Consider the following 17,018-nt stretch of genomic DNA (forward strand, 5'->3'; position numbering starts at 1 on the left):
GCTCCCTTTTACTATCGTTTTTTTTAGCTAATTAAGCAGTAAACGTTAAGAAAAAAGGAGCTGCCTCTGGCGGTGGGGAAGGTGGAGCATTGATCCATTGATGTAAGTAATCAGCCTGCCGGGAATTATAGATGCGGCCACGGTTCCCACCATAGTATTCATTCCAGTCAAACACACCTGCAATAAAACTTGTCGGACCTGCCCCTGTGCTGATTTGCTCATTTGATTGTTCTCCAGGCGTTTGCGTTCGTGGTGGAGGATTAATCATGATCTCAATGAATCTAGGATTCTTCTTATTGCCAGAAGGAGTTTCATGTTTGTCCTCTATTAAAAGTTCCTTCGCCAAATGAAGAGAACTGCGTTTCTTTTTTGAAATGCAAGGCTTTTCATTTTTTGTAAAAGTCTCTGGCTTGGCACTAGTTCCGCCTGGAATATGGCTATATTCATCTCCCTCGTAACTCCTTTTACTTGGAGCTTGAACCTTAGACGCCTTAGTAAACTCAGCAGTGACAACTTTTGGCTTTGCTTGACTCGGTGCCTGGCCTTTCCGCATTCCAGGAGGTTCAGGAGGTTTGCCAGCCTTTAGCTTCTTTTTTATAGAAGGAAAAACCTTTTCATTACTCCTATCCATCTTGTCTGGTAACTTTTCAACAGATTTAATCGGTTGGGCTGGCTGGGAATCAGGCTTCTGAACTGGTTTCTGAACTGGTTTCTGAACTGGTTTCTGACCCGCCTGTTCTGGCTTCTTATTTACGCTATCAGGATTAACGGAGATTTCTTTATTCGTGGCCTCTGGAGAATCTGCTATATGTATAACTTGAGTATATACTTCAGGGATTTGAGGTGCCGGTTGACCGGCTGAACCATTTTTCTCAGCAAATGCATTAACCGGAAAGAAAGAGGCCGCTCCTAAAAATACACCCATCAGAATAACATGCCGGATGCGCACTATCTCACCCCCTTTCAGAAGCAGGGATTCATCACTTCCATGGAGAGGATTCGACAGAGTTATACAATTTTTTGTCGGTTGCTGGCTCCGTTAAAACGAAAGAGTGCTTTTAACCCAAGCTGATTACTATTATGGTTGAGTCCATTTTCCTTGGATATGGGACTATTTGTATTGTCGAAGATGAAGTTTGGGAAGCAAGCTATATTGCAGGTATTATAGATGGTGAGGGCAGCATTACTTTAACAAGGATGCATGAAAAGGAACATCGTAGACCAACGCTTACTATTGCTTCAACAGATAAAGAACTTTTGCTATATGTCCAGTCTTTAATTGGTGGGGTAATAAATAATAAAAAGAATTATAGACCAGAAAAACACAAATCCTCGTATACATTAAACATTAAAAACAAATTTTTTGGAAAGGGTATTATTTATTTCTAGTTCGCTTATTCAACGATTAATTCCCGCATAAGCGTATAGAAAAGTTCATCTCCTTTTTAAAATTGCAACTACTTCCCATCCTCTTTCCCCCGTCTATTTAACTGGGCATCTGCCTCTATATAAAAACTTCCTAACTATGTATCATGTATTAACTACCACAGCTTTGTATTCAAATCTATTCAACCTCCATATACAGATTAGATTTTATTTTTTACCATTATAATTATCTATAAATGGAAATTAATTTGTATACTAGGCCGCATATGACTAGAAGTTCCTATTCAACAAACCCCCGGCATGGTCTGCCAATAGCCCGTTAGGTTTAGGTCAGTGTAATGGAATATCTCTCAATTTACTCCATCCATTAAATACCAACACTTTTTTATTAATATAGCTGTAGAAAGCCCTCTTATAACAAATGTTCAAAAAGACTAAAAGATTTGCGAATTTTGCGATTCTCTTAATCATTATTAAATTTTGTTCTTCAACTAAAGCGCCCGTTTGTTTAAATACATTCGTTCACAATCTTTGCTTTGAATAAGAAAAAAGCTGCCAAAATGACAGCCAGTTCTAATTTATGAAGTTTAATTCTAATTAGATGAAATGCCCTTCCCACCTTTTGTTATTAGGGTGCTGATTCTTTCTATACCAGTAATAATTGGTTTCGCGCGACTTATTAATGTTTGGGTAGCTTCAAGACTTAGAGATGCTTGATGTGCATCTTCATTAGCCCACACTTCATAAACATAAACAGAACTTGGTTCATTCTCTGAAATATTCACAAGATAAATTTCACATTCATCCAGATCCTTCATTGATTCTGCCGCTTCTAACAGAATATCAACCATTTTTTCTTTTTCGCCTTCTTGTACCAAAAACTTGTTAAGTAAACTAAATTTGCTCATACCATCCTCCTTAATTTTGTCACCTGTTAAGTATTTCTATATCTAAACACGCTTATCCTATTATTCCTATAAATAAAACCATTCAAAGCTTCTTGAACTCCCTCAGTTAAATACGGTTTACTCACGAATGCTCGCTTATTCGCAGGATTTCATCCTCCATTGATATATATTTCTAAATTAAAAGGAGTAGATTTTGGACAAATGGCTACGTGAAGACATAGTTAAATAGAGGAGTAGGTTCATACTCCATATTCTACCATATGATGTACTTCTCCACGCCAGCCCTTGGAGGCTTTCCCTCCCATGTCTCAACGGGTCAATTGCCCTCTCATTCCTTCGTCATGCCTATCCAAGGGGTGGAGGCCAGTTTTGCTAACCTGATGGGTCAGTGCCCTTTTGTTCAAGAAACCTGGTACTCCGTACATATTTGAAATCCTGCGAATAAGCCAACACTCGATCCAAGGGCTCTCTTCGAGAACTAACGATTGATTTACCTACGCTGCCAACTCCGTAAATGGTTGAACTTTCTTGGAACAATACGATTCGTTTTTACGCGCTATTCCTACAAATATTCTGGCCAACTTACCAACTAATTTCATAATAGATTTCATCTTTTTCATTTTCTTGACTTTAACATTGTTGGAGTGAATGGCTTTGAATTCCGGGTTGTTCATCACTAGGCTCATAGTGGCTAAATAAAGGAATCGCCTCAGCCTTGATCTTCCACGCTTGGAAATGACAATTTGCCCTTTCCACTTCCCTGATCTAGCTTCAGCGAGATGCAGTCCTGCATGGCGAAGTAGAGAATTGCCGTGTGAAAAACCACTTAAATCTCCTGCTTCCCCTAATATACCAGCCAACGAAATTTCACTAATTCCCTTAATCATAAGCAACTTATTTGCGAAAGGAATTTTAGGTAGTTCATCCTTAATTGCCAGTTCAACTCTTTCAAGTTGTTGAATCGCAAGGTCATACTCTTCGAGTAATTGCTCAAGATGAAATTTATAAGCATCTAATGCTTGTCTTGTACCAACTTTCCTGGCTACATTGAGGAGTAAATAGGCTTTCTTTAATCCAGGCTGCCGCTTCATGAGTGACTTCCATCCGGCCACGATCTCTTCAGGCTTCATGGAACCCAGTTCCATTGGAGATGGGAAAAGCCGAAGTGTTGCGATGGCTCCTTTAGCAGTGATGTCTTTAAATACTTGTCTAAGCTCGGGGAAGACAATATCCACCCAGCGATTCAATTGATTAATCGAGCTTACAAGCCTCTTAACAATGACATCCCGATTTGACATGAGTACCCTGAGCTTTTCAAACGACTCAGAAGTATTCCTTACAAAAGCGTAGTAACCGTTCTTCACCATATCAGCTATTACAAGAGCGTCTTTTTTATCACTCTTTGATTGGGTATTATCACGGTTTTCTTTATTTCTTTTCACCAAATGAGGGTTAACTGTCACTACCTCAATATCTTGTTTCATCAGCCATTTAGAAAGGTTAATCCAATAATGACCGGTAGGTTCCATACCAACTATGGCAGCCTCAAGTTTATGTAATCTTTTAAGGTTATTAATCCAGATTAACAGGGATGAAAATCCCTCTTCGTTGTTTGGAAAAGTGATTGGATCTCCGACGACAATCCCACGGAAATTCACTGCTCTGGCTACGTGAAACTGTTGTGCAATATCCACACCAATCACAAGATGTTTATCCGTTATTCTTTCTATTAGTTGATTTTGTTTGTCCTGCATTTTAAACTTCATAGTAAGGGTTCCTCCTAAGTTTGAGTTAGAGTCGTGTCTTACTCATATCTTACTGAGGAGCCCTGTTTTTTTCAAAGCTCAAAAATAGCGATCTACAGGAATGCTAACCTGCCTCAATAGTTGAAGAAGCGATAGCCTTGTTCTGCTATCGCACCTGATTGTTGAATAAGCGATGTTTGCTTCACAAACATAAATATCATATCTGATAGGAATTCTTATTGTTTGTTATACCTTTCTTTACTGAGACCACATTCGACTATTAAAAGCAACTTATGAAAAGAATGTGCTCTTATTGGATCTTCGTTATATAAAACATGCCGTTTTTCTTTATAGACATATTGACAGGAATTAATTTATATCATAAATTATACATATAATAACTATGCATAGATTTACTAAGTATTCGGGAGGTGGACTGTTTATGAAGATAAGCAAAGAATTGCTAAAGGGTAGTACCACTACTCTTATTTTGAGTTTGCTTAATTCTAAACCAATGTACGGCTATGAAATTATCAAAGAACTGGAATCGAAGTCTAATGGAATTTTTAGTTTTAAGGAAGGCACGATCTATCCCATCCTTCACAGCCTTGAGGAAAAAGAATTAATTGTATCTTACTGGGGCGAAGGGACCGGAAAGAGAAAGAGGAAATATTACAAGATTAATAACCAGGGCAAAGAATTTATTCAAGAAAAAAAAGAAGAATGGTACGTCTTCAAGAATGCTGTTGACGAAGTTTTAAGTGGGGAGAAAATCGTATGGGATTAGATAATAAGTTTGAAATGTATATGAGAGATTTGTGTAAACGGGTAAAAAATAAGGATGTACATGCCCATATAAAACTGGAAATTAACGATCACCTTCATACGCTCAAAGAGGAGGCCATGAGTACAGGACTTTCAGAAGAAGAGGCTATAGATCAAGCTTTAGCACGTATGGGAGATGCGGTAGTTTTGGGAAAGCAGCTTAACAAAACACACAAAGCCCCTATGGATGTGAAAATGTTGCTGCCAGTGCTGACAGCTTCTCTATTTGGGCTACTGGTTATGTATTATTTGCAATTCCATTCGGCTTTTACAGAGCTTCAAGAACTGAAAGTTTTCAATAAAAGTCTTAGCTTCTACTCGTTGGGTGTCGTGCTCATGCTAAGCCTGTTTATGTTTGATTACAGAAGATTGATGAAATACTCCAAGCACTTTTATGCGGCAACAATCCTCATACTTTTATTGACCGTTCTCATTGGTGTTAGAGTCGATGATGTGCCATTTTTAAATGTAGGCTTTGCCACTATTAATTTTACCGAAGTCACTCCATTCCTTTTGGTCATTGCCTTTGCTGGAATGTTTCATTCCTGGGATTGGAAGGATAATCGAAAGTCTTGGTTTGGAATAGGTATTATGTCAATACCAATTTTATTAATGGCGACTACAGGAGCCTTCGCAGCTACTACTATTAGCATCATTGTATGTGCTGCAATCATGCATACGTCAAGGGCCAGCCTTAAGCTAACTATAACATTCGCAGTTGTTGCTTCTATATGGCCCATCTGGAATCTGCTGTCTCTTTCTCAGAGATCCTCCATGGTAACCTCCTATACAGATCTTAAAATAGGTGACGCTTATTTTATAGGAAGTGCCCTTCAGGTGACCCCAAGTTTCATTTCTGAGGTCCATACAGATTTTATCTTGGCATACATCATCTATTCGTTTGGGTGGCTAGCCGCAATCACGGCTTTAGCTCTGGTTATATTTTTTATTTGTAGAATATCGATTACCGCCAAAAGTGTGAATCCCCCTTATGGAAAATTGCTAATTACAGGATTGGCAACAGTCTTTTCAGCTCAGTTTATACTAAGCCTACTAACGAATCTCGGTTTATCTCCACTGACTGGTGTACCCGTACCATTCATGAGTTATGGAGGTTCACATTTATTGCTGGAGATGATATCCGCAGGACTGATTCTAAGCGTATATAAAAGACGAAAAAACAAGGAGACAGTTTCCTTGACTGACGGTCCGCAAAGCAATTAGAAGCAACCCATACTGGATTCAATGCTGCAAGAAGCCATTACTAAAAATCTCAGACTATTTGCCGGTCTGAGATTTTTTAATGGACTACTTTATTAGTGATAAAAAAGTGCCAGATCCTTTATACTCAAACCGTTCTTACCGGTGCGGTCTTTAATTACCTATTCCACGAACCTGCATCGTATGTTGAAGAACATTTAATATTTAATAGTTATAGCTAAAGTTCCCCAATTTTTCTCTTGTCGTGTGTAGATATCATAAGTGCTTTTATCATTTCTTTCATTGTCCAGCCCTCGGAATCAAAATCTTCAAAGGGACTATTTTCATACATCGATTCAAACGTATCGTATTTTCTAATTCCTTTTACCTCAACTTTTAATGTTTCATATTGATCTAGCACCCTTACAAATTCTATTGAATCCGCAACTTTGGTTTTTCTTCTCTTTTCATTGTTTAAGCGAACCTCTACCTTCTTTTCCTTCCTTATTTGCTTTGAAATATTCTCCATATAACCACATTTGATGTACCACTTTTTCACCTCTATAAGTATTTCACCATTGCCAACTATAAATCTTTATTGTACTAACCTGCTCAGTTCATATTATAAGGTCAGCCAGAAAAGAAAATATTTCTGGTTGACCTTTTTTATATGGTCTTATTATAACGGTAGCCGGGGTAAAACGTAACCGCTCGTGGGACCTGGATCCCGTCAGCTAAACAGTTTGCCCCTTACTTGTAGAAACATGATTGAGGCTGGTTGGGATGAATTCTACCATATATATCCTGCATATTCTAAGGTGTCAAAATAAAGAGAGCCAGCAGCAAGCCAGCTCTTTAAATGTTACCGTTAGGTCATATTTAATTTATCAGACTATTATTTAAGTAATTCACCCGTTGCTGGGAAAAATAAAAAGTAAGGAAAGCAAAAAAAATGTAAACCTTCTTAAAGATCTACATTTTTTATATAATAAGACTCAATAAGATGCTTCAAGCATAATATTGTCACAAGCTACTTTAAGCATAATGATGTAATAGTGACATTTTCATGCTTAATGTCACAGAAATCAAGCATAAAATTTCCGAAAAAAAATAAAGCATAAAGTTTCCAAACGGAAATTTTATGCTTTACGTCACAAACAAAAATAAAAATCCACCAACATATGTATTGGTGGAGACGGTGGGAGTCGAACCCACGTCCAAAGATATTGGCACTTAAGCTTCTACGAGTGTAGTCGGCATATTGGCGCTTCGCTGGTCCTTTTGCCTACCGACAGGCGGCCGGCCAGCTAGCCTGGTTGTTCTCTTCCTTCATCCTCAGGCGGTGGAATCCGGCGTAGCCCACTTAAAGTGAGTCCGCTACCCTACCACATGGGCGATGGAGGGGCGAACCGCTATGCAGTATTAAGCTGCGAAAGCGAAGTTGTTGTTTTGTTTGCCAGTTATAGGCGTTGACGTTTTAACGAGGCCGATCCCCTCGACTCGCCACCTAAGCTCAAACTACCCCTGTCGAATCCGTAACGTCCCCATATAAAAGGTTGCTGTATTTGTGATACAGACGTTAGGAGAACTCGGAAAGCCGAGCATTAAGTTATGTTGTCACTCGTGGTGACAGTTATTATTATAACACACTGAGGACTTTTTTCAACTGGTACACTCTTCCTCAGCTGACAAGCTTACATTTTCTGGCGTTCTCGGAATGCACGCTCGATATCACGGCCTGCTTCCTTCTTCTTTAGCGTCTCGCGCTTGTCATAGTTCTTTTTACCCTTACCTAGGCCGATTAAAACCTTCGCATAACCGTTCTTTAGATAAATCTTCAACGGCACAAGCGCGTAGCCTGCTTCCTTCGTTTCACCAATCAACTGGGCGATTTGGCGCTTGTGAAGCAATAGTTTTCTTGTGCGCAGCGGATCATGGTTATAACGATTTCCCTGTTCATATGGGCTGATGTGCAGGTTATATAAGAACAACTCACCATTATGGACCTTCGCATATGAATCCTTCAGCTGGACGCGTCCGTTACGGATTGATTTGATTTCTGTTCCCTGGAGGACGACTCCGGCTTCATACGTTTCTTCGATGAAATAGTCGTGGTTTGCTTTTTTATTCTGTGCGACGACTTTCCCCTCACCTTTTGGCATAAAAACTTCCCCCTTCTATTTCTCTCATTTTAGCAAATATCCCATTCTCCCACAATGAAAAGCGCAAGGCTGGAGGGCAACAGAGAGCCCCTTCACCAGGAGCTCTCTTTTTCTATTGCCTATTTTCTCTTTTTTGATTTGCGTTTTGCGGCTGGGGCGTTCTCAAAGAATTTCTTCTTCTTGTTTTTTGGTTTTGAACCGGAGGCTGAACCGGATCCGGAGCCATTTCTTCCTCCACCTGATCCTCTTCCACCGCCTGAACCTCTGCCGCCTCGCTTGCCTTCTTCTTCTTTACCGCGGCGCGGCTTTTTGTCGCTGCTGCCTGTCTTGAAGATTTTTGGCTGTGCCGGACGCTCACGTCTTGGTGTGCCCTTCATGCCGACGATTTCAAAATCTATGGAGCGCTCATCTTTGTTTACCTTGATGACTCGGACAGTAATTTCATCACCAATTCGGAAGACATTGCCGGTTCGCTCACCGATCATTGCGAGATGGCGTTCATCATAGCGGTAATAATCATCTGTCATGTAGCTGACATGCACAAGACCCTCGATGGTATTAGGAAGCTCGACGAACATCCCAAAGTTTGTAACGGAACTGATGATGCCATCGTATTCCGTACCAACCTTGTCTTCCATGTATTCTGCTTTCTTGAGCTCATCTGTCTCACGTTCTGCCTCAACAGCACGGCGTTCCATGTTGGATGAATGCTCAGCTATATCCGGCAGCATCGCATTCCATTTTTCCTTCGTTGCCTGATCGAGTTTGCCCTCGATCAAGTAGGTCCTGATCAATCGGTGGACAATCAAGTCAGGGTAACGGCGGATAGGTGATGTGAAGTGCGTATAGAACTCTGTTGAAAGACCAAAGTGTCCAAGGCTTTCTGGATAGTATTTTGCCTGCTGCATCGAACGGAGCATGACAGTTGAAACGACCATTTCTTCCGGCTTGCCCTGGACTTCCTCGATGATTTCCTGCAGAGCTCTCGGATGTACTCCGTTTGCGGAACCTCTGACAAGGTATCCGAAGTTTGTAATAAAATCAAAGAACTTTCTCAGCTTATCTTCTTTCGGATCTTCGTGGATACGATAGATGAATGGCACATCAAGCCAGTGGAAATGCTCAGCGACCGTTTCGTTCGCAGCAAGCATGAATTCCTCGATCAGCTTTTCAGCGACTGAACGCTCACGCAAAACAATATCCGTTGGGTGGCCTTCTTCATCAACGAGTACCTTCGATTCTTTAAAATCAAAATCGATGGCGCCTCTTTCCATCCTTTTTTTACGAAGAATAGCGGCAAGCTCTTCCATCATCTCGAACATTGGAACAAGAGATTCATATCGTGAGCGCGTTTCTTCGTCTTGATCAACCAGAATCCTGTTCACATCGAAATACGTCATTCGCTCAGTCGTCTTGATGACACTCTGATAGATTTCATGGTCTACGACCTGGCCATCTGGAGTGATCTCCATATTACAAGAGAGCGTCAGTCGGTCGACCTTCGGATTCAAAGAGCAGATTCCGTTTGATAAGCGATGCGGAATCATTGGAATTACCCGGTCAACCAAATACACACTCGTGGCACGGTCTTCTGCTTCACGGTCAATCGGTGAATCCTCGGTTACATAGTACGTAACATCGGCGATATGGACACCAAGTTTATAGTTGCCGTTTTCAAGCCTTGTCACCTGGACAGCATCATCCAGGTCCTTCGCATCGGCGCCATCAATCGTGACGATGACTTCATCACGCAGGTCGCGGCGGTTCGCGATCTCGCTCTCATTGATCTGATCCGGCGCTTCATTCGCCTGCTTGAGAACTTCATCAGGGAACTCCATTGGCAATCCGTGCTTGTGGATGACTGACAGGATATCAACGCCAGGGTCATTTTTATGGCCGAGAATCGCAGTTACCTCACCCTCAGCACTTTTGCGTCCCTCAGGATAGCTCGTCAGTTTTACAACAACCTTATGCCCTTCAACAGCACCCATTCCTGCTTCTTTCGGAATGAAAATGTCGCTGGTGAACTTTTTATCATCGGGAATCACGAAACCGAAATGCTTGCTTTCGGTATATGTGCCGACGATTTGCGAGACTCCTCTTTCCAGGATGCGCACAACAGTGCCTTCGCGGCGCTGTCCTGAGCTATCAGCGGAAACACGGACAAGGACTGTATCCCCGTTCATCGCATTGCTTGTTTCATTCGGCGGGATGAAGATGTCATCCATGCCCTGTTCTTCTGTTATGACAAAAGCAAATCCCTTGGCATGGGCGCTGAAACGGCCGCGCACCAGATTCATTTTTTCCGGCAGGCCATACCGGTCACTCCTGGTCCTGACAACAAGCCCCTTCTCCTCCATGACGACGAGAGCCTTGACAAAATCTTTGAACGTCGAAGAGTCCTCGATTCCAAAGGCACTCTCAAGCTCCTGGACGGTAAGCGGTTTGTAGGCTTCGTCCTTCATATAATGCAGCAGCCTGTCTATATGGCTTTTAATATTCTCATCCATATGAATCCCTCCTTCTATTCAGGGTTCTTTTTCTTTATTCTTTCCAATCTAACGACTCAAGAAACTCATAAACATCTTCATGCAGCTGGTCACGTTCTTTATCAAGCGTGATGACATGTCCCGATTCCTCGTACCACTTGAGTTTTTTATATTCAGACTCGATGTTGTCATGTATGATATTCGCGCTGTCAGGGTCGATGATGATGTCATTGCGCGCCTGGACTACAAATGTAGGCGTGTAGATCAGGTCGATGCTTCCGCGGACTTCCTTGATCAATTCCTGAAGGTCTTTCAATGTGGACATCGATTTTTGCTCGAGATCCTTTACCTCCGCCTCGATCTGCTCTTCCGGCTTGCCTTCCATCCGCTTGTATTCGCGCGCATACTCAAGCACGCCCCGGTACATCAGCTCTTCGGTCTTAAGATGCATCGGTGCGCACATTGGCACAATTCCTTTTAGCGGCTTTGTATATCCAAGCTTCAGGGACAGGACGCCGCCCAGCGACAGCCCGGCAACCGCGATTTCTTCATATCCTTCATTCTTGAGGAACTCATATCCGTTAAGCGCGTCCTGCCACCAATCAGCAGGTCCAGTATGTATAAGTTCTTCAGGCGGTACCCCATGTCCTTTAAAAACAGGTGCATGGCTCGTATATCCTTTTCCTTCTAAAAATCGGCCCAGCATCCTGACGTCCGCTGAGTTGCCGGTAAATCCATGGAGCAGCAATACTGCTCTTTTTCCAGCTTTGAATGTAAATGGTCTTGGCACTAACTTTCTCATTTTCCTACTCCCTCTATCTGATATCTTCCTTAGTTTTAACAAACATGCTTGTAACATTCAATTAAAAGCCTTTATATATGTAAATACCCACATTCCCTATAAATATGTGGGATTTTTTGCACACAATAAAACCCGGCCTCTTGTGAAAGCCGGGTCATTGCTTGTATTATAGTTGGAAATAAGTAACGGCAATAGTCAGGACAAAAAATAGAACAGATAGAACAACCGTGACTCGGTGAAGGACTAAATCCAGTCCTCTTGCCTTCTGCTTGCCGAACAATTGTTCAGCGCCGCCGGAAATCGCACCAGATAGACCAGCACTCTTGCCTGACTGAAGAAGAACAACCGCAACAAGCCCCAGGCTCACAATCACTAAAAGAACGGTTAAAAATGTATGCATGACGTACCTCCCGATAAAACTGCTAACAGTATTTTAAATTTATCACATTTTCGGGAATGAAACAATACTTGTCCGAATTGTTGTGAATTTTATTGGGCACATACATTCAATTTTCCTATGTCTTTAGTGTAATGGAGCAGGAAGCGGTGAATTCGATCGGTACAGCAGGTCCGAAACAGTCGTGCATTGATATCCGTTCTTATATAAAGTCTCGAGGATGTCCTCCACCGCCTTCACCGTTTGTGAACGGTCTCCGCCAGCATCATGAAAAATAATCACATCGCCTGGTCGGGTATCGGAAATGACATTCTGGGTGATTTTGGCTGCACCCGGCCTGCTCCAGTCCCGGGTTTCCTGATGCCACGACCAAAGGATGACATTGTAGCCCCCCTCAATCGCCGTATCGACAATTTCCTCGTCATAATAGCCTGCAATCGGCCGGAAAAGAGTCGGCTTTATTCCAGTCAGGCTTTTGATGACCTCAGAGTTTTTATCGAGTTCTTTTTTCAGCATTGCCGGGGAATACCCATCCCGGAAATGATGGCGATAAGTGTGATTGCCGATTTCATGCCCCTCTGATGCCTGCCGTTTTACGATTTCCGGGTATCTCTCCGCCTCCTCGCCAATCACGAAAAACGTCGCCTTGGCCTTGTATTTTTTCAAGGCATCGAGGATTTGCGGAGTGAAGGTAGGATCCGGTCCATCATCAAACGTAAATGCCACAAGCTTCTCCTCTATAGGGATATCCCAGAATACGTGGCCAGTCTTTTCGTATTTCGCTCGCTTTTCCGAGGATGGGGTGGCCGATGCAGACACGACATTATTAAGTGTGAAAACCGCCATTAAGACAGCCGCCAGGGTTACCCTCTTCATATGAATCCGCTCCAATCATCATTTAATGAGTATGTATCTACTATTGTGCGGATTTACTAGCGAGTTTATTTCCTCAGAAGGATGATTCCATGTTTTGTCTATCCATTCAATCAGCCTTCTATCGGACACTTTTTCAAGGTTTTCACTTCTGTTTGTCCGATAGAGCCCTTCTATCGGACACTTTTCACGGTTCCTCACTTCTGTTTGTCCGTTAGAGCCCTTCTATCGGACACTTTTTCAGGGTCTTCACTTCTGTTTGTCCGATAGAGCCCTACTATCGGACACTTTTCACGGGTCTTCACTTCTGTTTGTCCGATAGAGCCCTTCTATCGGACACTTTTCACGGGTCTTCACTTCTGTTTGTCCGATAGAGACCTTCTATCGGACACTTTTCACGGTTCCTCACTTCTGTTTGTCCGATAGGGCCCTTCTATCGGACACTTTTCACGGTTCTTCACTTCTGTTTGTCCGATAGAGACCTTCTATCGGACACTTTTCTGGGTTCTCCTCTTCTGCTTGTCCATTAGCGGCACAAAAAAAACGCCGGCAGCATCGTCATGCTACCGGCGTTCGGTTTACGGGGATTAATATCCTCGTTAAATTACTTCTTAAGGTTGTAGAATGATTTGATTCCGTTGAAGCGTGCTGTTTCGCCAAGCTGGTCTTCGATGCGAAGAAGCTGGTTGTACTTCGCTACGCGGTCTGTACGTGATGGTGCACCAGTCTTGATCTGGCCAGCGTTTGTTGCAACAGCGATGTCAGCGATTGTTGAATCTTCTGTTTCACCAGAACGGTGAGAGATGACTGCAGTGTAACCTGCGCGCTGTGCCATTTCGATTGCATCGAAAGTTTCTGTCAAAGTACCGATTTGGTTAACCTTGATCAGGATTGAGTTGCCAACGCCTTGCTCGATACCTTGTGAAAGCTTCTTCGTGTTTGTAACGAACAGGTCGTCACCAACAAGCTGAACTTTTCCGCCAAGGCGCTCTGTCAATAACTTGTGGCCTTCCCAGTCGTTTTCATCCAAACCGTCTTCGATTGAGATGATTGGGTATTTAGAAGCCATCTCTTCGTACCAATCAACCATTTCAGCAGAAGTTTTAACTACGCCTTCACCAGAAAGGTGGTATTTGCCGTCTTCTTTGTTGAAGAACTCAGAAGATGCAGCATCCATAGCAAGCATTACTTGCTCGCCTGGCTTGTAGCCTGCTTTTTCGATTGCTGTAACGATTGTTTGAAGTGCTTCTTCGTTTGAACCAAGGTTTGGAGCGAATCCGCCTTCGTCACCTACAGCTGTGTTCAAGCCTTTTTCTTTTAATACTGACTTCAGGCTGTGGAAAATTTCTGCACCCATGCGAAGTGCTTCACGGAAGTTTTCAGCACCAACAGGCATTACCATGAATTCCTGGATGTCAACGTTGTTGTCAGCGTGCTCGCCGCCGTTAACGATGTTCATCATTGGAACTGGAAGCTGCTTGGAGTTGAATCCGCCAAGGTATTGGTATAAAGGAAGGTCAAGGTAATCTGCAGCAGCGTGTGCAACAGCCATGGAAACGCCTAGGATTGCGTTAGCGCCTAACTTTCCTTTGTTTTCCGTACCATCTAATTCGATTAGCGCCATGTCGATCCCGTTCTGGTCAAGAACGTTGAACTCTTCGCCAACAAGGAATGGAGCGATGATTTCGTTCACGTTATCAACTGCTTTTAAAACACCTTTTCCAAGGTAACGGCCTTTGTCGCCGTCACGAAGTTCAACTGCTTCGTATTCACCAGTTGAAGCACCACTTGGAACTAGTGCGCGTCCGAAAGCACCTGATTCTGTGAAAACTTCCACCTCAACTGTTGGGTTACCGCGGGAATCTAATACTTCACGTGCGTATACGTCTGTAATGAATGGCATAGGTATCTCTCCTTATAATTAAGTTTATTTTTTAATTAATGTTTTTCCCGTCATTTCTGCCGGCTGGTTCAGTCCCAGTAATTCAAGCATTGTTGGTGCAAGGTCGCCAAGAATTCCGTCTTCACGGAGCTTTACGCCTTCCTTAGTCACAATGACAGGTACCGGGTTTGTCGTGTGTGCAGTCATAGGGTTTCCTTCAAGGGTAACAACCTCATCCGCATTTCCGTGGTCTGCTGTAATGATTACTGTTCCGCCTTTTGAAACAATCAGGTCTACGATACGTCCAAGGCACTCATCCACTGTTTCAACGGCCTTGATGGTCGGCTCGAGCATACCTGAATGTCCTACCATGTCAGGGTTCGCAAAGTTCAAGAGAATCGCATCGAAGTTATCTGCCTCGATTTCCTTGACCAAAGCGTCCGTCACTTCGTAGGCGCTCATCTCTGGCTGCAGGTCATAAGTCGCAACCTTTGGCGAGTTGATCAGGATCCGCTGTTCGCCCGGGAATTCCTTCTCGCGTCCGCCGCTCATGAAGAACGTCACATGCGGATATTTTTCCGTTTCAGCAATGCGCAGCTGAGTCATGCCAGCCTGGGAAATCACTTCACCAATGGTGTTATCCAGGTTGGAAGGCTTGAATGCCACATAACCGTCAACCGTCTCACTGAAGTGCGTCAGGCACACAAAGTGAAGGTTTTCTGGATGGCCTTCGCCACGATCGAATGAACGGAAGTCTTTATTTGTAAAAGTGTTCGAAATCTGGATTGCGCGGTCCGGACGGAAGTTGTAGAAAATCACAGCATCGTCGTTTTGGACTGTTGCAACTGGTGATCCATCTTTCTTAACAAGCACAGATGGAACAACGAATTCATCAAAGATTCCATTTTGGTAGTTATCTTCGATGAGTTCCATTGGGTTCGAATACGTAGGTCCGTCGCCGTACACCATTGAGCGGTAAGATTTCTCCACGCGCTCCCAGCGCTTGTCACGGTCCATTGAATAGTATCGCCCGGAAATCGTCGCAAATTCACCGACTCCGATTTCACTCATTTTTTCTAGCGTTTGTTTGATATAGCCTGGCGCAGTTTTCGGGCCAACATCACGGCCGTCAAGGAAGGCGTGTACATAGACCTTTGTCAGGCCTTCATCAGCAGCAAGCTTCAATAGAGCAAACATATGCTCAATATGGCTGTGCACTCCGCCGTCAGACAGCAACCCCATCAAGTGAAGGGCTGTGCCTTTTTCCTTTGCATGCTTGATCGCTGCAAGGAAGGTTTCGTTTTTTTCAAATTCACCTTCACGGATGGAAATGTTCACGCGTGTTAGGCTCTGGTAAACGATTCGGCCGGCACCGATGTTCAGGTGACCTACCTCAGAGTTTCCCATTTGACCTTCTGGAAGGCCGACCGCTTCGCCGCTTGCCGTCAAATTCGCGTGCGGGAAATTGTTCCAGTAGCGGTCAAAATTCGGTTTTTTCGCTTGCGCAACGGCATTGCCTTTGGACTCTGGGCGGCATGCGAAGCCATCCAGAATGATCAAGGCTGTTGGTGACTGTTTACTCATTGTTACCTGCCTCCAATAGCTGCAAGAAGGAATCTGTCTCAAGGCTTGCTCCGCCGACCAATGCGCCGTCGATGTCAGGCTGTGACATGTATTCCTGGATGTTGCCTGGCTTCACACTGCCGCCATACTGAATGCGCACTGTTTCAGCAACTTCTGGTGAAAATTGCTCTCCAACCACCTTGCGGATGTGGGCGCAAGTTTCGTTTGCATCTTCAGCTGTAGAAGATTTGCCTGTTCCGATTGCCCAGATTGGCTCATAAGCGATGACAGTTTGCTTAACCTGTTCATCTGTAAGACCATTAAGAGCTGCTTTGATCTGGCCGCCAACGAACTCATTTGTTTCGCCGTTTTCGCGCTGCTCAAGTGTTTCGCCGCAGCAAACGATCGGAGTCAGATTGTATTTGAATGCTGACAAAGTCTTTTTATTGACTGTGTCATCTGTTTCGTTGAACATTTCGCGGCGTTCAGAGTGACCGATGATCACATACTTGGCACCGATGTCCTGCAATGCTTTCGGGCTGACTTCGCCTGTAAAAGCGCCGTTTTCTTCAAAGTGCATGTTTTGCGCGCCGATTTCAACGTCTGAATTCTGTGTTAGCTCGACAAGCTGACCCAGGAATAGTGCGGGAGCACAGACAACAGATTCAATCTTGTCCTTTGATGGAACAAGTCCGCTTACTTTTTCGATGAAATCTTTAGCTTCAGGCAGCGTTTTATGCATTTTCCAGTTACCTGCAATGATTGGTTTTCGCATGCTGACACTTC

At 43.4% G+C, this 17,018-nt stretch carries 15 protein-coding genes and 1 other RNA gene; 3 read left to right on the forward strand and 13 right to left on the reverse strand.

Features of this window, described 5'->3' with window-relative positions:
• Positions 1-31: 31 nt before the first annotated feature.
• Positions 32-949: a hypothetical protein gene (locus ACNAZ4_RS12315; RefSeq protein ID WP_415814781.1), complete on the reverse strand. Its 918-nt coding sequence runs from the start codon at positions 947-949 to the stop codon at positions 32-34.
• Positions 950-1,080: 131 nt separating this feature from the next.
• On the opposite strand from ACNAZ4_RS12315, the gene ACNAZ4_RS12320 reads away from it, so the two are divergent.
• Positions 1,081-1,389: an LAGLIDADG family homing endonuclease gene (locus ACNAZ4_RS12320; RefSeq protein WP_415814783.1), complete on the forward strand. Its 309-nt coding sequence runs from the start codon at positions 1,081-1,083 to the stop codon at positions 1,387-1,389.
• Between the two features lie 590 nt (positions 1,390-1,979).
• On the opposite strand, the gene ACNAZ4_RS12325 is transcribed toward ACNAZ4_RS12320, so the two are convergent.
• Together ACNAZ4_RS12325 and ACNAZ4_RS12330 are read right to left on the reverse strand one after the other, a co-directional pair.
• Entirely contained in the window at positions 1,980-2,294 is a 315-nt protein-coding gene (locus ACNAZ4_RS12325; protein WP_415814785.1) for a putative quinol monooxygenase, read from the reverse strand.
• A 494-nt stretch (positions 2,295-2,788) separates the two neighbouring features.
• Complete coding sequence (locus ACNAZ4_RS12330; protein ID WP_415814787.1) at positions 2,789-4,060, reverse strand: IS110 family RNA-guided transposase; 1,272 nt, start codon at positions 4,058-4,060, stop codon at positions 2,789-2,791.
• A gap of 421 nt (positions 4,061-4,481) precedes the next feature.
• On the opposite strand from ACNAZ4_RS12330, the gene ACNAZ4_RS12335 reads away from it, so the two are divergent.
• Positions 4,482-4,826: a PadR family transcriptional regulator gene (locus ACNAZ4_RS12335; RefSeq protein ID WP_415814789.1), complete on the forward strand. Its 345-nt coding sequence runs from the start codon at positions 4,482-4,484 to the stop codon at positions 4,824-4,826.
• Entirely contained in the window at positions 4,817-6,088 is a 1,272-nt protein-coding gene (locus ACNAZ4_RS12340) for an FtsW/RodA/SpoVE family cell cycle protein (protein ID WP_415814791.1), read from the forward strand. The genes ACNAZ4_RS12335 and ACNAZ4_RS12340 overlap by 10 nt, the downstream gene beginning before the upstream one ends.
• A gap of 214 nt (positions 6,089-6,302) precedes the next feature.
• Here ACNAZ4_RS12340 and ACNAZ4_RS12345 read toward each other — a convergent pair whose 3' ends face one another.
• The 10 genes from ACNAZ4_RS12345 to tpiA form a co-directional block, all read right to left on the reverse strand.
• Entirely contained in the window at positions 6,303-6,593 is a 291-nt protein-coding gene (locus ACNAZ4_RS12345) for an ASCH domain-containing protein (protein ID WP_415814792.1), read from the reverse strand.
• Between the two features lie 658 nt (positions 6,594-7,251).
• Positions 7,252-7,610, reverse strand: a transfer-messenger RNA (tmRNA) gene (gene ssrA, locus ACNAZ4_RS12350).
• Between the two features lie 148 nt (positions 7,611-7,758).
• Positions 7,759-8,226: an SsrA-binding protein SmpB gene (gene smpB, locus ACNAZ4_RS12355; protein ID WP_023613945.1), complete on the reverse strand. Its 468-nt coding sequence runs from the start codon at positions 8,224-8,226 to the stop codon at positions 7,759-7,761.
• Between the two features lie 119 nt (positions 8,227-8,345).
• A complete protein-coding gene (rnr, locus tag ACNAZ4_RS12360; protein WP_415814794.1) occupies positions 8,346-10,736 on the reverse strand; it encodes a ribonuclease R in 2,391 nt (796 codons plus the stop codon).
• A 34-nt stretch (positions 10,737-10,770) separates the two neighbouring features.
• Positions 10,771-11,517: an alpha/beta hydrolase gene (locus ACNAZ4_RS12365; protein WP_415814795.1), complete on the reverse strand. Its 747-nt coding sequence runs from the start codon at positions 11,515-11,517 to the stop codon at positions 10,771-10,773.
• Between the two features lie 166 nt (positions 11,518-11,683).
• Positions 11,684-11,917, reverse strand: coding sequence for a preprotein translocase subunit SecG (gene secG / locus ACNAZ4_RS12370; protein ID WP_415814797.1), 234 nt, complete (start codon positions 11,915-11,917; stop codon positions 11,684-11,686).
• Positions 11,918-12,040: 123 nt separating this feature from the next.
• Positions 12,041-12,790, reverse strand: a complete 750-nt coding sequence (locus ACNAZ4_RS12375) for a polysaccharide deacetylase family protein (protein ID WP_415814799.1) — start codon at positions 12,788-12,790, stop codon at positions 12,041-12,043.
• A gap of 601 nt (positions 12,791-13,391) precedes the next feature.
• The gene (gene eno / locus ACNAZ4_RS12380) at positions 13,392-14,690 is read right to left on the reverse strand and encodes a phosphopyruvate hydratase (RefSeq protein WP_415814801.1); all 1,299 of its coding nucleotides are present in this window, start codon (positions 14,688-14,690) and stop codon (positions 13,392-13,394) included.
• A gap of 24 nt (positions 14,691-14,714) precedes the next feature.
• A complete protein-coding gene (gene gpmI / locus ACNAZ4_RS12385) occupies positions 14,715-16,253 on the reverse strand; it encodes a 2,3-bisphosphoglycerate-independent phosphoglycerate mutase (protein ID WP_415814803.1) in 1,539 nt (512 codons plus the stop codon).
• Positions 16,246-17,007 carry a triose-phosphate isomerase gene (gene tpiA, locus ACNAZ4_RS12390; RefSeq protein WP_415814804.1) on the reverse strand — a complete coding sequence of 254 codons (762 nt, stop codon included), beginning with the start codon at positions 17,005-17,007 and terminating at the stop codon, positions 16,246-16,248. Before tpiA ends, gpmI begins: the two co-directional genes overlap by 8 nt.
• Positions 17,008-17,018: the final 11 nt, after the last annotated feature.

Origin of the sequence: Mesobacillus thioparans (genome assembly GCF_965138835.1) — a bacterium.
GTDB classification, from domain to species: domain Bacteria; phylum Bacillota; class Bacilli; order Bacillales; family Cytobacillaceae; genus Mesobacillus; species Mesobacillus thioparans.

What these genes read in the sequence shown, in the direction of transcription:
- ACNAZ4_RS12340 (WP_415814791.1), top strand. Translation starts at nt 4,817, where the DNA reads ATGGGATTAGATAATAAGTTTGAAATGTATATGAGAGATTTGTGTAAA.
- smpB (WP_023613945.1), bottom strand. Translation starts at nt 8,226, where the DNA reads ATGCCAAAAGGTGAGGGGAAAGTCGTCGCACAGAATAAAAAAGCAAAC.
- eno (WP_415814801.1), bottom strand. Translation starts at nt 14,690, where the DNA reads ATGCCATTCATTACAGACGTATACGCACGTGAAGTATTAGATTCCCGC.
- gpmI (WP_415814803.1), bottom strand. Translation starts at nt 16,253, where the DNA reads ATGAGTAAACAGTCACCAACAGCCTTGATCATTCTGGATGGCTTCGCA.
- ACNAZ4_RS12335 (WP_415814789.1), top strand. Translation starts at nt 4,482, where the DNA reads ATGAAGATAAGCAAAGAATTGCTAAAGGGTAGTACCACTACTCTTATT.
- ACNAZ4_RS12345 (WP_415814792.1), bottom strand. Translation starts at nt 6,593, where the DNA reads ATGGAGAATATTTCAAAGCAAATAAGGAAGGAAAAGAAGGTAGAGGTT.
- ACNAZ4_RS12325 (WP_415814785.1), bottom strand. Translation starts at nt 2,294, where the DNA reads ATGAGCAAATTTAGTTTACTTAACAAGTTTTTGGTACAAGAAGGCGAA.
- ACNAZ4_RS12365 (WP_415814795.1), bottom strand. Translation starts at nt 11,517, where the DNA reads ATGAGAAAGTTAGTGCCAAGACCATTTACATTCAAAGCTGGAAAAAGA.
- ACNAZ4_RS12320 (WP_415814783.1), top strand. Translation starts at nt 1,081, where the DNA reads ATGGTTGAGTCCATTTTCCTTGGATATGGGACTATTTGTATTGTCGAA.
- secG (WP_415814797.1), bottom strand. Translation starts at nt 11,917, where the DNA reads ATGCATACATTTTTAACCGTTCTTTTAGTGATTGTGAGCCTGGGGCTT.
- ACNAZ4_RS12375 (WP_415814799.1), bottom strand. Translation starts at nt 12,790, where the DNA reads ATGAAGAGGGTAACCCTGGCGGCTGTCTTAATGGCGGTTTTCACACTT.
- tpiA (WP_415814804.1), bottom strand. Translation starts at nt 17,007, where the DNA reads ATGCGAAAACCAATCATTGCAGGTAACTGGAAAATGCATAAAACGCTG.
- rnr (WP_415814794.1), bottom strand. Translation starts at nt 10,736, where the DNA reads ATGGATGAGAATATTAAAAGCCATATAGACAGGCTGCTGCATTATATG.
- ACNAZ4_RS12330 (WP_415814787.1), bottom strand. Translation starts at nt 4,060, where the DNA reads ATGAAGTTTAAAATGCAGGACAAACAAAATCAACTAATAGAAAGAATA.